Raw genomic sequence first — 14,886 nt, 5'->3', positions numbered from 1 at the left:
TAAGCCGACTGACGAAGCGGTCGTGGCGCTGTCTCACCTGCCCGCGGACCTCGGCCCAGCCGTCCAGGGAGCAGCGGAGGAGATGACGCATACGACGAACTCAGTGCCGTCCCAAGGGCACAGGCCCGGAAACGAAGCGGCGCCCGGATCAGCCGAGGCTGGTCCGGGCGCCGCTTGGCAGGTCGGGGAGAGTGCCCCTCTCCCCTGCGTCCGTAGGCCCTGTGGGACTCGAACCCACAACCAATGGATTAAAAGTCCACTGCTCTGCCAATTGAGCTAAGGGCCCAGGCGATGTTGCCTCCCCGAGCATAGCGGGACGTGGCCGTGTCTCCGATCGGGTATCGGGGACACGGCCCTGTCAGCGGTCGGGAAGGGGAAGGAAACGGGCGCTTCGGGCGTCGTTTTCGCGCGTGGTGAATGCGGAAGGGCCCCGTGACATCTCGTGTCACGGGGCCCTTCGCTGCCTCAGCCGGCCTCAGTCGGCCTCAGCGCTGCTCAGCCGTTGCGCTTCCAGCGCGGCTTGTCCTCGCGGCGGCCGATGGAGCCGCCCCCGCGGTGGTCGTCGCGGCGGCCGTACGGGCGGTCGTGGCCGCCGGTGCGGAAGCCCGGGCGGTCGTCGCGGCGGTCGCGGTTGAACGGACGGTCGCTGCCACGGTGCCCGCCGCGCTCGTCCCGCCCGCGGAAGCCACCACGGTCGTCACGGCGCTCGAAGGAACGGCCGCCACGGTCACCGCTGCGGTCGCGGTCGCGGTTGAAGCCACCACGGTCGTCACGACGCTCGAAGGAACGGCCACCGCGGTCGTCCCGACGGTCGTCACGACGCTCGAACGAACGGCCGCCACGGTCACCGCCGCGGTCGCGGTCGCGGTTGAAGCCACCACGGTCGTCACGACGCTCGAAGGAGCGACCACCGCGGTCGTCCCGACGGTCGTCACGACGCTCGAACGAACGGCCGCCACGGTCACCGCTGCGGTCGATGTCCCGCGCGGCCGGCTGCTCCGGCACGGACACCTCGGCCACCGCCGGCGCCTCGACGGCCTCGACGGCCGCCGCCTGCGCCTCGGCCACCGCCGCCTCGGGGTCCTCGCCCCGCTCGCGCGCGACCCGGGCGACCAGCCGGTCGGCCTCCTCGCGCAGCTCGGTCGCACGACGCTGCGCGCGCTCCAGCTGCTTGGTGAGCTGAGAGACCTCGCGCTCGGCCTGCTGCGCGGCGTTACCCGCGGACTCGGCCTGGACCTCCGTCATCGAGCGGGCGCCGGTGATCTCGGCGACCTCCGGGTCGAAGGCGGCCCCGCCCTGGATGATGTGACGCCCGGCGTCGACGCCCGCGTCCTCCATCAGGCGGAAGATCTGGCGCCGCTGGTGCGGCAGGGAGAGGGAGACGACCGTGCCGGTGCGGCCCGCGCGGGCGGTGCGGCCGGCTCGGTGCAGGTAGTCCTTGTGGTCGCCGGCCGGGTCGACGTTCAGCACCAGGTCGATGCCGTCGACGTGGATGCCGCGGGCCGCCACGTCCGTCGCGACCAGCACGTTGACGTAGCCGTCCTTGAAGTCGGCCAGCGTCCGGGTGCGCGCGCCCTGGGTCATGCCGCCGTGCAGCGCGTCCGCCTTCACGCCCGCCTCGCACAGCTGCTCCGCGACGCGGTCCGCGCCGAGCTGGGTGCGGACGAAGATGATGGTGCGGCCCTTGCGGGAGGCGATCGCGGCCGTGACCGGCGCCTTGTCCTTGGGCTTCACGATCAGGATGTGGTGCGACATGGTCGTGACGTTGCCCTGGGCACTGTCGACCTCGTGCGTGACGGGGTTGCTCAGGTAGCGCTTGACCAGCGTGGAGATCTCGTTCTCCATCGTCGCGGAGAACAGCATCCGCTGACCGCCGGCCGGGACCTGGTCGAGCAGCTCCGTCACCTCGGGCAGGAAGCCCAGGTCGGACATCTGGTCGGCCTCGTCGAGGACGGAGATCTGCACGTCCTCCAGCGAGCAGGCGCCGCGGTTGATGATGTCGCGCAGGCGGCCGGGCGTGGCGACCAGGATGTCGACGCCGCGTTCGAGGGCGTAGATCTGGTTGCCCATCGACGTACCGCCGCAGACGACCTTCATCTTGAGGCCGAGGACGTCGCCGTACGGCTGGAGCGCGTCGGCGACCTGCATGGCCAGCTCGCGCGTCGGGGTCAGGATGACCGCGCGCGGCTTCTTCTTCTCGGTGCGGCCGCCGGCCAGCGTGGCCAGGGTCGGCAGACCGAAGGAGAGGGTCTTGCCGGAGCCGGTGCGGCCACGGCCGAGGATGTCCTTGCCGGCCAGGGCGTCCGGAATGGTCGCCGCCTGGATCGGGAAGGGGGTGGTCACGCCGTTCTGCGCCAGCTTGCGCACCACGCCCTCGGGCAGGCCGAGGTCCGCGAAGGTGAGCTCGGGCGTCTCGTCGACCTGAGTGTCGGCGGCCTCGTCGTTCACGAGGTCGGCCTCGACGTTCTCGGGCACGACGGCGTGATCAGTACTGGAAATGGACATGCGAATGCGAAACCTTCCGGAGTCTCGTCGGCACGCGCCCGTCAACTCCGTGTTCGCATTACGACCGCCTCTATGCGGTCCGCCGCCACGGCAAGGGAGAGTACGCGCCACACGGCGCGCTCTGCGGTGGCGCCGGGCAAATGGGATCAAACGATCTACCACCATACGCACCCTGCATCCCCTAAGGCAAACCGAGTCCTGTAGACGTACGTCACATCGGGCACAGCCGACCTCGCGCCGCGGCGCACCCCGCTCGAAGGCGAACGAGCCGCCGCCGCAACGCCCTTGAGCCGGAGCTCCTACACCGGCACCCCCGCCACCGGCGCCGGCTCCCGCTCGACCAGCTGCGGCGCCGGCTCCTCGTGCGCCGACGACGACGGCTCGGCGACCGTCGGCTCCGGCACGGAGGGCAGGGGCGGGTCCGGCTGCGGGATCGGCGTCTGCGGTTCGGCGGGGCGTGTGGGCGCCGGTTCCTCCTTGGGCGGTTCCGGCGCCCCCGGCTTCTCGCTCTGCCCGGGCTTGCCCGGCTGCGTCCTCGCCGACGGCGCCGCGCTCACCTTCGGCGAGGCGGATTCCGACGGGGCAGCCGACGCGCCCGGCTCGCCCTTCTTGCCGCCCTTGCCCCGCCCGTGCCGGCTCTCGCCGCCCGCCGTGGCGAAGCCGTGCCCACCGGCCGAGCCTCCGCCCCCGTGGTCAGCCGCCTCACCGCCCCGATGCCCGGCCGAGTGCGAGGGCCGGACCCGGCCGCCCTCGTCGTCGCCCACGCTCATGCAACCGGCGGCCGCTGCGACGACCAGGACCGTGGCGGCCAGGCGAACGGGTAGGTACAAGGGGCGCACGGGCCACCTCCGGTGACGAAGCGGGAGTCAACCACTTCAACTCCCGCCACCCGCAGGAGGACACGCGTCCCGAAGGCCCGGCCCGCCCGCACCCCCTCAGCCGCATCCGGACACCAGCGGCTCAGCGGCCCGAGCGACTCAGCCGTACCCAGCGGCTCAGCGGCTCAGCGGCTCAGCGGCCCGAGCTACTCAGCCGTACCCCAGCGCGTGCAGCCGCGCGTCGTCGATCCCGAAGTGATGGGCGATCTCATGCACCACCGTCACCTCGGTCTCCGCGACGACCTCCTCACGCGTGGCGCACATCCGCAGCGTCGGCCCCCGGTAGATCGTGATCCGGTCCGGCAGCACCCCCGCGTACCACTCGCCGCGATCGGTCAGCGGAGTCCCCTCGTACAGCCCGAGCAGCTCGGGATCGTCCGCGGGCGGTTCGTCCTCGACGAACACCGCGACGTTGTCCATCAGCCGCGTCAATTCCGGCGGAATCCGGTCCAGCGCCTCGGCGACCAGTTCCTCGAACTCCTCGCGCGTCATCTCCAGCACACGCCCATTCTCCGGTACGACACCGACGTACGAGGGGTGCGAACGGCCCGCATATCCGGTCGCACGCTTGGGCATACGCGACGAATGGTCCGCGTCCGCGTCCCCCTCCGCGCCTCCGCCGCCGCCCTGAACCCCATGAAGCACCGCAAGCACCCGGGCGAGCCCGGCTCCCGCGCCGCCGCTCCCCGCACCGTCCCCGAACTCGCCGCCCGGCCCCGCCCGTGGACCCGCGCTCTCGGTCTCACCGCCGTCGTCCTGCTCGGCGCCTGGCTCGGGCTGCTGATCGTCGGCAACGTCCGCGCCCCCGTCGGACCGATGAACACGACGATGACCCTGCGCCCCTCCACCACCGGCGGCACCAAGATCAACGTCTCCCCGCTGGGCGCCCTCCAACTGGACAGCCACACCGGACCCGTCCGGCTGGACGTCAACGTCGACCAGCTCGACCCCGTTCGCGCACAGGCCCTGGTCGACCACCCCGAGCGCCTCTCCGGCCTCCAGGACGAGATCGCCCGCGACGTCGAGCACGGCACCCTCGACCTCGCCGTCCGCTCCTGCGTCGCCGTCGTCACCGGCGCCACCGCGCTCGGCCTCGCCGTCTACCGCCGCCCCCGCCGCGCCCTCGCCGCCGGCGGCCTCGCCCTCGGCCTCCTCGCCGCCTCGGGCGCGACCGCCTGGGCCACCTGGAACCCCAAGTCGGTCCTCGAACCGCGCTTCTCGGGCCTGCTCTCCTCGGCCCCCTCCCTGGTCGGCAACGCCCGCAGCATCGTCACCGAGTTCGACGTCTACCAGAAGGAACTGGCCCGGCTGGTCACCAATGTGACCAAGCTCTACGACGTCACCTCGACCCTCCCGGCCTACCAGCCGGACCCCACCACCGTCCGCGTGCTGCACGTGTCGGACATCCATCTCAACCCCGCGAGCTGGAAGATCATCTCCTCGCTCGTCGACCAGTACGACGTGGACGTCATCGTCGACTCCGGCGACACCATGGACCACGGATCGGCGGCGGAGAACGGCTTCCTGGACCCCATCGCCGACCTCGGCGCGCCCTACGTCTGGGTCCGGGGCAACCACGACTCGGCGACCACCCAGCGCTACCTGGAGGGCGTCCGCAACGTCCACGTGCTCGACGACGGGCGCGCCGTGACCCTCGCCGGCCTGCGCTTCGCCGGCATCGGCGACCCGCAGTTCACCCCCGACCGCTCGACCGAGCAGAGCGGCGAGGGCGTTCAGGAGGCGGCCGGCGCCCGGCTCGCGGACGCGCTCCGCGCCCAGCGGGCCGTCGGCACGCCCGTCGACGTGGCCGTCGCCCACGAGCCCGCCGCCGCCCGCCGGACCGACGGCGAGGTGCCCCTCGCACTGGCCGGCCATGTCCATCACGAGGACATGGAGATCCTGAAGAACGGCACCCGGCTGCGCGTCGAGGGGTCCACGGGCGGCAGCGGCCTGCGTGCCGTCGAGGGCAAGTACCCCGATCCCATCCAGGCCTCGATCCTCTACTTCGACCGCGACACCCGACGCCTCCAGGCCTGGGACGAGATCAAGCTGGGCGGCCTGGGCCTGACGACGGCCGAGGTCAGCCGCCACCTCCCGAAGGAGAACCAACCGGGCGCCACCACCCCGCCCAGCCCTTCCGGAACGCCGGCCGCCCCCTCCGGATCGCCGGCGGGCGCACCGCCCACGGCCCCGACGGACACCGCTCCCACCGGGGCTCCCGGCACCCCGTCCCCGACCCCCTCCGCTCCCGCCCGGTAAACCGTTTTGGCGATCCCTCCCGCCATCCCATATGCTTCTCACGTCCCCGACGCGCTGAGAAGCGCCCAGGCGGGCCGATAGCCCTCATCGTCTAGCGGCCTAGGACGCCGCCCTTTCAAGGCGGTAGCACGGGTTCGAATCCCGTTGGGGGCACGCAACACCGTGTGCGACACTGTCGTACACAACGCTTGGTCCTGTGGAGCAGTTTGGAGTGCTCGCCACCCTGTCAAGGTGGAGGCCGCGGGTTCAAATCCCGTCAGGACCGCTGAGGTTTCACGTGAAACCTCGTGGCTGGGTAGCTCAGTTGGTACGAGCGTCCGCCTGAAAAGCGGAAGGTCGCCGGTTCGACCCCGGCCCCAGCCACAGCCCGGAAGCCCTGTCCTCGCGGACAGGGCTTCCGCTTTTTCGCGGCGCCGGTCCGGGCATGCCAGAGGCTCCCGGGTATGTGCGCGCCTCCGGGCGGGGCGGGTCCAGGCAGTACAAAGCCAAGACATTTCCTCCTGGTCCTTACAACCCTTTCATCGGTACGCCAGTCAGACTGTCAGGCTGGCTCAGCGGGCCCACAGACCACACCTAAGAACGGTAGAGGGATGACGACGACGCACGGGACGGGACAGGTCGACGCGACCACGGACCCAGGGAGTGAGGGAGCAGCGGCCCGGAAGACACTGCCGACGCAGGCCGCGCCCGCCTCCGGACGCGTGATCGTGTCCCGCTCGGGTGCCGGTGCCGGCGGGGGACGGCTGGCCGCGCTGGACGGGCTGCGGTTCCTGGCGGCGCTGGCGGTGGTGCTCTTCCACTTCATCGGCCAGAAGCCGAAGACGATGGTCCACCTCTGGGGCCGTACGCCGGAGAACATCTTCCCGGACGCCCACCCCGTCTTCGCCTTCGGACGGCTCGGGGTCGACCTGTTCTTCCTGATCAGCGGCTTCGTCATCTGTATGAGCGCCTGGGGCCGGACCCCGCGTGAGTTCTTCATATCCCGCGTCACCCGCCTCTACCCGATGTACTGGATCGGGGTCGTGGTCTCGGCGATATGCATCAAGTTCGCCGGTGCGCCGTTCGGGAGCACCGATCCGCGGGTGATCCTCACCAACCTCACGATGCTCCAGAAGCCGCTGGGCGTGGATCACCTGGACTCGGTGTACTGGACGCTCTGGCCCGAGCTGTGCTTCTACCTGACCTTCGCGGTGGTGGTGTGGAAGGGCCTCACCTACCAGCGGGTGCTGGTCTTCGCCGGGCTGTGGACGGTGGCCGCCGTGCTCGCGCCGGCGGCGGACTTGCCGCTGCTGACGCTGGTGGTCAACCCGCCGTCCGCGCCGTACTTCATCGCCGGCATGGCCTTCTACCTCATGTACCGCTTCCGTCCGACGCCGCTGCTGTGGGGCGTGGTCGGCATGTCGTGGCTGCTGGCGCTGCACTTCCTGCTGACGCCGGGCGGGGGCCGGATCAGCTGGAACGAGTGGTCGCCGTGGCGCGGCTGGCTGATCCTGGTGATCACGGCGTTCTTCTTCATGATCGCCGCGATCGCGCTGGGCTGGACGCACCGGATCCGCTGGCGGTGGCTGAGCGTCGCCGGCACGCTCACCTTCCCGCTGTACCTGCTGCACAGCCCCATCGGCCTGACCATCGCCTACCGCTTCGGCGACCGGGTCGACCCCCGGCTGCTGATCGTAGGCACGGTGATCGGCCTGGTGCTGCTCTGCTACGTCGTGCACCGCTTCGTCGAACGCCCCATGGCCACGGCCATGCGCCGCTGGCTCAAGACGGCCCGCTTCCGTCCGGCGAAGCCGGTCCCGGCGTCGACGGACCCCTCGGCCGCGTCGTCGTCGGCGTCGTCCGACGCGGGGCCGCGCCAGGGCTGAGCCGGGCGTCGGGCGTTCGGTGGTGCGCGGACCGCGGGCGTCCGGCGCACCACCCCCGCAAAAGGGTTCGCCAGGTTTTTCCCCGGGATGAGATCCTGGACCGCGTATGTCTACGCATCCCGCCCCCGCCCTCGGCGCCCTCGCCCCCCGTCTGACCGAGTTGTCGTTGCGCGACGCGCACCGGCTCGGGCGCAGGCTCGAAGGTGCGCGCAAGATCCGCAAGCCGGAGGCGCGGGCCGCCGTGCTCGCCGAGATCGAGGCCGAGGTCGTACGGGCCGAGGAACATATGGGGGCACGGCGCGCCCGCGTTCCCGCCGTCTCCTATCCCGAGCAGCTGCCGGTCAGCCAGAAGAAGGACGAGATCGCGGCCGCCATCCGTGATCACCAGGTCGTCATCGTGGCCGGTGAGACGGGGTCCGGCAAGACCACGCAGATCCCGAAGATCTGCATGGAGCTGGGGCGCGGCGTCCGCGGGATGATCGGGCACACCCAGCCCCGCCGGATCGCCGCCCGCACGGTGGCCGAGCGGGTCGCGGAGGAGCTCAGGACCCCGCTGGGCGAAGCCGTCGGCTGGAAGGTGCGGTTCACCGACCAGGTGAATCCGGACGCCACCTTCGTCAAGCTGATGACGGACGGCATCCTGCTCGCGGAGATCCAGACCGACCGCGAGCTGCGCGCCTACGACACGATCATCATCGACGAGGCCCACGAGCGGTCCCTCAACATCGACTTCCTGCTGGGCTACCTCGCCCAGCTGCTCCCCCGCCGCCCCGACCTCAAGGTCGTCATCACCTCGGCGACCATCGACCCCGAGCGGTTCTCCCGCCACTTCGGGGACGCCCCGATCATCGAGGTCAGCGGGCGGACGTATCCCGTGGAGGTGCGGTACCGGCCGCTCCTGGAGGAGGATGCCGAGGACGCCGACCGGGACCAGATCACCGCGATCTGCGACGCCGTCGAGGAGCTGATGGGCGAGGGGCGGGGGGACATCCTCGTCTTCCTCTCCGGTGAGCGGGAGATCCGCGACACCGCGGACGCGCTGGAGAAGAAGAGATACCGGTTCACCGAGGTCCTGCCCCTCTACGCCCGGCTGTCCCACGCCGAGCAGCACCGCGTCTTCCAGGCGCACACCGGACGCAGGATCGTGCTGGCGACGAACGTCGCCGAGACCTCCCTCACCGTCCCCGGCATCAAGTACGTCATCGACCCCGGCTTCGCCCGCATCAGCCGCTACAGCCACCGCACCAAGGTGCAGCGGCTGCCCATCGAGCCGATCTCGCAGGCCAGCGCCAACCAGCGCAAGGGCCGCTGCGGACGGACCAGCGACGGCATCTGCATCCGGCTGTACAGCGAGGACGACTTCGACGCCCGCCCGGAGTTCACGGACGCGGAGATCCTGCGCACCAACCTGGCCTCCGTCATCCTGCAGATGACCGCGGCCGGCCTCGGCGACATCGAGAAGTTCCCGTTCATCGACCCGCCGGACCACCGCAACATCCGCGACGGCGTGCAGCTGCTGCAGGAGCTGAACGCGCTGGACCCGGCCGAGAAGGACCCGCGCAAGCGGCTCACCCAGACCGGCCGCAAGCTCGCCCAGCTGCCGGTCGACCCGCGCCTGGCCCGTATGGTCCTCGAGGCCGACAAGAACGGCTGCGCACGCGAGGTCATGGTCATAGCCGCCGCGCTGTCCATCCAGGACCCGCGTGAGCGCCCGGCCGACAAGCAGACGCAGGCCGACCAGCAGCACGCCCGCTTCCGGGACGAGACCAGCGACTTCCTCGCCTACCTCAACCTGTGGCGGTACGTACGGGAGCAGCAGCGCGAGCGCGGCTCGTCCTCGTTCCGCCGCATGTGCAAGCAGGAGTACCTCAACTTCCTGCGCATCCGCGAATGGCAGGACATCTACACCCAGCTGCGCACGGTCGCCAAACAGATGGGCATCCACCTCAACGAGCAGGACGCCGCCGGCGACAGCGTCCATGTCTCCCTCCTCGCCGGCCTTCTCTCCCACGTCGGGATGAAGGACGTGAAGGACGGCAACAAGAACGAGTACCTGGGCGCCCGCAACGCCAAGTTCGCGATCTTCCCGGGTTCGTCGCTGTTCAAGAAGCAGCCGCGGTTCGTGATGTCGGCGGAGCTGGTGGAGACGAGCCGGCTGTGGGCCCGCGTCAACGCGAAGATCGAGCCCGAGTGGGTCGAGCCGCTCGCCGGCCATCTGCTGAAGCGGACGTACAGCGAGCCGCACTGGGAGAAGGACCAGGCGGCGGTGATGGCGTACGAGAAGGTCACGCTGTACGGCGTGCCGATCGTCGCCCAGCGGAAGGTCAACTACGGCCGTGTCGACCCGGAGACGAGCCGCGAGCTTTTCATTCGCAACGCGCTCGTGGAGGGCGACTGGCGCACGCACCACAAGTTCTACGCCGACAACCGCAAGCTCCTCAGCGAGGTCGAGGAGTTGGAGCACCGGGCCCGGCGGCGGGACATCGTGGTCGACGACGACACCCTGTTCGACTTCTACGACCAGCGGGTGCCCGAGCACGTGGTGTCCGGGGCGCACTTCGACTCCTGGTGGAAGCACAAGCGGCACGAGCAGCCCGACTTCCTGGACTTCGAGCGGGAGATGCTCATCCGGGAGTCGGCGGAGGCGGTCACCAGGGCCGACTACCCGGACTCCTGGCGGCAGGGGCAGCTGAAGTTCCGGGTCACGTACCAGTTCGAGCCGGGCGCGGACGCGGACGGCGTGACCGTCCACATCCCGCTCCAGGTGCTCAACCAAGTCACCGACGAGGGCTTCGACTGGCAGATCCCGGGGCTGCGGGAGGAGATCGTCACCGAGCTGATCCGCTCCCTGCCCAAGCCGATCCGCCGCAACTACGTCCCGGCGCCGAACTTCGCCAGGCGGTTCCTGGAGCAGGCGGCGCCCTTTGGAGAGCCGCTCACCGTCGCCATGAACCGTGAGCTCAAGCGGATGGTCGGCGTGCCCTTCGAGGCCGAGGACTTCGACTGGGCGAAGGTCCCCGACCACCTGAAGATCACGTTCCGGATCGTCGACGAGCGGCGGCGCAAGCTCGCCGAGGACAAAGACCTCCAGGCGCTGAAGCTCCGGCTGAAGCCGAAGGCCCGCCAGGCCCTCTCCCAGGCCGCCGCGGCCACCGCCGAGCGGCAGGGCGGCGAGTCCCTGGAGCGGTCGGGGCTGACGGACTGGACGATCGGCGCGCTGACCCCCGTCTTCGAGACCCGCCGCGCCGGACAGCCGGTGAAGGCGTACCCGGCTCTGGTCGACGACGGCCCGGCGAAGAACACCGTCTCCGTACGGCTGTTCGACACGGAGGCGGAGCAGGCGGAGGCGATGTGGAAGGGCACGCGCCGTCTCATCCTGCGCTCCATCCCGGTCAATCCGGCGAAGTTCGCGTCCGAGAAGATGACGAACGCTCAGAAGCTTGCGCTGTCGGCGAATCCGCACGGTTCGATCCAGGCGCTGTTCGACGACTGCGCGATGGCGGCGGCGGACAAGCTGATCGGCGACTTCGGCGGGCCGGCGTGGGACGAGGAGTCGTACCGGAAGCTGTACGACAAGGTGCGCGCCGAGATCGTGGACACGACCGTGCGGGCGGTGGGGCAGGTGCAGCAGGTGCTGGCCGCCTGGCAGGCCTGCGAGCGCCGGCTGAAGGGCGTACGCAGCTCCGCGCTGCTCCAGAACCTGGCGGACGTGCGCAAGCAGCTGGACGCGCTCGTGCGGCCCGGCTTCGTGACGCAGACGGGTCTGCGCCGGCTGCCGGACCTGATGCGGTATCTCATCGCCGTGGACCGGCGGCTCCAGCAGATGCCGACCAACGCCCAGCGGGACACCACCCGCATGGAGAAGGTCCACGAGATGCAGGACGAGTACGCCTGGCTGCTGGAGCAGCTGCCCGAGGGCCGGCCGGTACCGTCCTCGGTCCTGGACATCCGCTGGATGATCGAGGAGCTCCGGGTCAGCTATTTCGCCCACGCGTTGGGCACGGCCTACGCCGTCTCGGACAAGCGGATCGTGAAGGCGATCGACGCCGCCGCGCCGTGACGGGCACTGCACGGAGGGTGAGTTCGACCAGGCGGGCCACCCTCCTGTAGAGTCTCGTCTCGCAGCACGGCGCAGCGAGAAGGCGCCGGAAAGCCTGGTCCTGTGGAGCAGTTTGGAGTGCTCGCCACCCTGTCAAGGTGGAGGCCGCGGGTTCAAATCCCGTCAGGACCGCACAGATCGAAAAGAGCCCGGGTCTTCGGACCCGGGCTCTTTTCGCGTGGCCGTGGAGGCCCGTACGCACCGCACCCTTGACGGCGTCACGTTCCGTCGGTACCCCGGAGTTCAGGACACCGCCGTCGGCGTGGTCCCGCTGGAGGTGGCGTATGGCGGCATCGGCCGGGCACGAGACGCGGGCGCTGCTCCGCGCGCACCTGTCGGCCGCGTCGTCCTACCGCCACGTCACCCGCCACTGCCCCATCTGCCACCGCCTCCTGCGCCTCGCCGAGAGCGACCCGCCACCGCCCACGCGCACACTGCCTCTCGGGGAGGAGCAGGCAGGCCGAAGGGCCGGGGAGAGCCAAGAGTCCCGGGAAGCCGGCGCCTTCGGAGAGACCCGCGAGGCACGAGCGGTCCCGGCGGACCGGAACGGCCGGGAAGCCGACGGGCACACGGAGGCCGACAGGGCTCCGGAAGCCGATGGGAGCCGGCCGGAACCGCCACGCGAAGCCGAGGACCTCCACGGCACCCAGCAGCCCCCTCGAACACCCGGACGACCACCGGAGCCACAGCAGGACCGCCGCCCGCCCGCAGCCCCTCCGAGCCGCCAAGCCGAACAGCCCCGCGGAACCCCTCCCAGCGGGCGGCCGGAACCGCCACGCGGAACCCCGCAGCCGCGCCGAACCGAACCGCCACACGAAGCCCCGCAGCCGCACCGGGCCGAGCAAGCGAACGAGACCCCACAGCCCCGCCGAGCCGAACCCCCGCACGACCGCTCGCAGCGCCGCCGGGCCGAGCCGTCACGAGAGGTCCCGACACAGCGCCGCCAGGCCGGGCCGCCGTGAGAGATCGCGCAAGCCCGCCTCCCCCTCGCCACCGCCCGCAGGCACACCCGTCGAGCCTGCCGGCCCACCCCGCTTCACCGGGGCGAGCCCGACGAGGCCACACAACAAGCGCTTCCACTAGCGCACTTGAGACGACGCCTACAAGGTCAGCGGCATGTGACGGGTGTCACCGCATGAGTTTCCGAAACCCCGGTTCTTACCAGTCTCCTACAACTGGTCAATTTAATATGTGCAATTGCACCACCCTGTAGGGCCGCCCGCGCAACCCTCCACGAACCTTCCCAGAGACTCCCCAGACTCCGACAAGGCCGCTCACCGCCCCCGCTCACAGCACCGCAAGCCACGCCCCGCCGGACCTCTGAAACCCCCCGTGACCCCTTCGCAGGACACCCGCAAGACACCCGCGATCCGCCCATGAGCACCGGCGGCCGGCGGTCCGGAGGGCAAAAAAGAATCGCGCTGGACCCGGCGGAGTCCAGCGCGATCGACGACGCACCGTGTGGGTGACGGGCCTGTTGGGGCAGGACCCGCGTCGTTTGGAGCTATGGTTCGGGCACCTCGACAGATTGGGGGACCTGCCGTTTTGCCCGGTTATTCAGTTGTTCAGGCCTCGCTGCGCTGCTGCGGGATGCCCGCCAGCAGGGCGCGGACCTCAGCCTCGCGGTAACGGCGATGCCCGCCGAGCGTGCGGATCGACGTGAGCTTGCCGGCCTTCGCCCACCGCGTGACCGTCTTCGGGTCCACGCGGAACATGGTGGCGACCTCAGCCGGGGTCAGCAGCGGCTCAGCATCAGGGGTGCGAGCGGTCATGAGCGGCCTCCTCGGGAGAACCGAACCTTCTCGGTTCTTTCCTCTAAATTCTGCACCTTGACCCGCGTTGCCCGAAATGGCGGACGCGAGTCGAGTCGGTTATAGGACGAACGGCTTGTCCTCGGCACTACAACTACACCATCTGTCCAGCCGCGTCGGCCAAACCGATGGAATTGCCCCCCAGGTGTTCATCGGCGACGGAAGCCGATGGACCATGCCATAGCGGACAGTCACGCCGGTGTGACGATCAGTCACATGGCGATCAGGAGTCACCAGACCCCCCAAAGCGTGCAATGCTGAGATTCCCCCCACGATGGAACACAAGTGGACGGACGGAGCCCTCCCCGGACTCCTTGTCCTATTTTGGCACGAGGAGGGGCAAGCGACGCAAGGGCCCCGTACGTGCGGTCCGTCACCCTTGAGACATAAGCCCGGATCGGGATCTACGTCCCGTCCGTTCCGTGAAGTGCGGTTGACCGTACGCTGATCGCCCGCTTATGGCCGTGACCCACATCACTCAGCGGACAGATCATCGGAAAAGGGCGCGTTGTCGCCCCTGCCGCGCCGCCACCCCTGCGCGCCGCCACCCCTGCCGCGCCGTCAGTTCGCGGAGCGCCGGTCCCGCACCGACCGCCACCGCTCGACGAGCCTGCCGTACGCCTCGCCCGCCGCCGCGCCGTCCCCCTGGCGCAGCGCGTCGACGCCGGCGGCCACGTCCGCCGCCGAGTGGTCGCCCTCCAGATCGCCGGCCGGCAGCGCGTGGACCAGCCCGCCGTAGTCCAGCTCGACCAGCGAGCGCGGGTGGAACTCTTCCAGCCAGCGCCCCACGTCCACCAGACCCTCGATCAACGGCCCCTCGTCGAGGGCGTCCTTCAACGCGCGCAGGGACCGGGCGACGCGCCGCCGGGCCTGGACCATCGGCGTGCGGTAGCGCAGCACCGGGGCCAGCCCTGCGGTGCCCTCGTCGTACTCGCGCTCCTCGTCGGAGACGAGGGCGAACCAGTTCAGCGGGACCTGCCAGGTCGCGGTGCGGATCCAGGGGCGAGCGTCGGGGTTGCGGGTCAGCCAGCGCTCGTAGTCCTGCGCGGCCTGGAGCCGGACCACCGGGGGCAGGACCGCGTCCAGCACCGGCGCGGGCAGTTCGTCGCCCAGTTCCCCCAGGGCCTGCCAGCCGCGCAGCCGGGTGCGCCAGGGGCACACGCACACCACGCCCTCCACCTCCAGCACGAAGGCGTCCGCGCTCTCCCGCACCGGCACCGCGATCGGCGGGGTGGCCAGCAGGTCGGCCAGGGAGCGGCGCAGTTCGTCCTGGTAGGAGGGCCGGTCGGTACGGCGGGCGTAGCGCGCCCAGTGGCCGCGCTCCGGCTCGGGGAAGGCGGCCAGCGGCTCGTACACGCGCAGATAGGCCGCGTACGGAACGATCACCGAGGACACCTGGGGCACGCCTCCTTCCCTCCCCGTCAGACCGACCGGGAAACCTTCCGGCCCGTCCGCGGGCCGGGCCGCAA

The 14,886-nt window shown here is 70.6% G+C and carries 9 protein-coding genes and 5 tRNA genes; 8 read left to right on the top strand and 6 right to left on the bottom strand.

The window, feature by feature from the left end:
- Nucleotides 1–213: 213 nt before the first annotated feature.
- The 4 genes from ACIRS4_RS34005 to ACIRS4_RS33990 all read right to left on the bottom strand — a co-directional run bounded on the left by ACIRS4_RS34005 (nt 214) and on the right by ACIRS4_RS33990 (nt 3,884).
- Nucleotides 214–286: transfer RNA gene (locus ACIRS4_RS34005), tRNA-Lys, on the bottom strand.
- 209 nt (nt 287–495) lie between these two features.
- Nucleotides 496–2,505, bottom strand: coding sequence for a DEAD/DEAH box helicase (locus ACIRS4_RS34000; RefSeq protein ID WP_404203412.1), 2,010 nt, complete (start codon nt 2,503–2,505; stop codon nt 496–498).
- A gap of 299 nt (nt 2,506–2,804) precedes the next feature.
- The gene (locus ACIRS4_RS33995) at nt 2,805–3,344 is read right to left on the bottom strand and encodes a hypothetical protein (RefSeq protein ID WP_404203410.1); all 540 of its coding nucleotides are present in this window, start codon (nt 3,342–3,344) and stop codon (nt 2,805–2,807) included.
- Between the two features lie 189 nt (nt 3,345–3,533).
- Nucleotides 3,534–3,884: a metallopeptidase family protein gene (locus ACIRS4_RS33990; protein WP_055637702.1), complete on the bottom strand. Its 351-nt coding sequence runs from the start codon at nt 3,882–3,884 to the stop codon at nt 3,534–3,536.
- 84 nt (nt 3,885–3,968) lie between these two features.
- On the opposite strand from ACIRS4_RS33990, the gene ACIRS4_RS33985 reads away from it, so the two are divergent.
- The 8 genes from ACIRS4_RS33985 (at nt 3,969) to ACIRS4_RS33950 (ending at nt 12,568) form a co-directional block, all read left to right on the top strand.
- Nucleotides 3,969–5,642, top strand: coding sequence for a metallophosphoesterase (locus tag ACIRS4_RS33985; RefSeq protein WP_404203408.1), 1,674 nt, complete (start codon nt 3,969–3,971; stop codon nt 5,640–5,642).
- Nucleotides 5,643–5,722: 80 nt separating this feature from the next.
- Nucleotides 5,723–5,795: transfer RNA gene (locus tag ACIRS4_RS33980), tRNA-Glu, on the top strand.
- A 37-nt stretch (nt 5,796–5,832) separates the two neighbouring features.
- Nucleotides 5,833–5,907 (top strand) — tRNA-Asp (locus ACIRS4_RS33975).
- A gap of 24 nt (nt 5,908–5,931) precedes the next feature.
- A tRNA-Phe gene (locus ACIRS4_RS33970) sits at nt 5,932–6,005 on the top strand.
- A gap of 227 nt (nt 6,006–6,232) precedes the next feature.
- Nucleotides 6,233–7,507, top strand: a complete 1,275-nt coding sequence (locus ACIRS4_RS33965; RefSeq protein ID WP_404203405.1) for an acyltransferase family protein — start codon at nt 6,233–6,235, stop codon at nt 7,505–7,507.
- A gap of 106 nt (nt 7,508–7,613) precedes the next feature.
- Entirely contained in the window at nt 7,614–11,567 is a 3,954-nt protein-coding gene (gene hrpA / locus ACIRS4_RS33960; protein ID WP_404203403.1) for an ATP-dependent RNA helicase HrpA, read from the top strand.
- A gap of 96 nt (nt 11,568–11,663) precedes the next feature.
- Nucleotides 11,664–11,738: transfer RNA gene (locus ACIRS4_RS33955), tRNA-Asp, on the top strand.
- A 152-nt stretch (nt 11,739–11,890) separates the two neighbouring features.
- A complete protein-coding gene (locus ACIRS4_RS33950) occupies nt 11,891–12,568 on the top strand; it encodes a DUF6274 family protein (RefSeq protein ID WP_404203401.1) in 678 nt (225 codons plus the stop codon).
- 603 nt (nt 12,569–13,171) lie between these two features.
- On the opposite strand, the gene bldC is transcribed toward ACIRS4_RS33950, so the two are convergent.
- Both bldC and ACIRS4_RS33940 read right to left on the bottom strand, forming a co-directional pair.
- Nucleotides 13,172–13,378: a developmental transcriptional regulator BldC gene (gene bldC, locus ACIRS4_RS33945; RefSeq protein WP_003949541.1), complete on the bottom strand. Its 207-nt coding sequence runs from the start codon at nt 13,376–13,378 to the stop codon at nt 13,172–13,174.
- 600 nt (nt 13,379–13,978) lie between these two features.
- On the bottom strand, nt 13,979–14,821 hold the full coding sequence (locus ACIRS4_RS33940) for a hypothetical protein (protein WP_404203399.1): 843 nt from the start codon (nt 14,819–14,821) through the stop codon (nt 13,979–13,981).
- Nucleotides 14,822–14,886: the final 65 nt, after the last annotated feature.

The organism is Streptomyces sp. NPDC101166, from assembly GCF_044768125.1.
Classification (GTDB): Bacteria; Actinomycetota; Actinomycetes; order Streptomycetales; family Streptomycetaceae; genus Streptomyces.
Note: the sequence above shows the minus strand (reverse complement) of the source record. Positions and strands in the feature narration are given on the sequence as shown.

Bases quoted from the DNA above. Each gene is read 5' to 3' on its own strand.
- ACIRS4_RS34000 (WP_404203412.1), bottom strand. From the start codon at position 2,505: ATGTCCATTTCCAGTACTGATCACGCCGTCGTGCCCGAGAACGTCGAG.
- hrpA (WP_404203403.1), top strand. From the start codon at position 7,614: ATGTCTACGCATCCCGCCCCCGCCCTCGGCGCCCTCGCCCCCCGTCTG.
- ACIRS4_RS33950 (WP_404203401.1), top strand. From the start codon at position 11,891: ATGGCGGCATCGGCCGGGCACGAGACGCGGGCGCTGCTCCGCGCGCAC.
- bldC (WP_003949541.1), bottom strand. From the start codon at position 13,378: ATGACCGCTCGCACCCCTGATGCTGAGCCGCTGCTGACCCCGGCTGAG.
- ACIRS4_RS33965 (WP_404203405.1), top strand. From the start codon at position 6,233: ATGACGACGACGCACGGGACGGGACAGGTCGACGCGACCACGGACCCA.
- ACIRS4_RS33985 (WP_404203408.1), top strand. From the start codon at position 3,969: ATGGTCCGCGTCCGCGTCCCCCTCCGCGCCTCCGCCGCCGCCCTGAAC.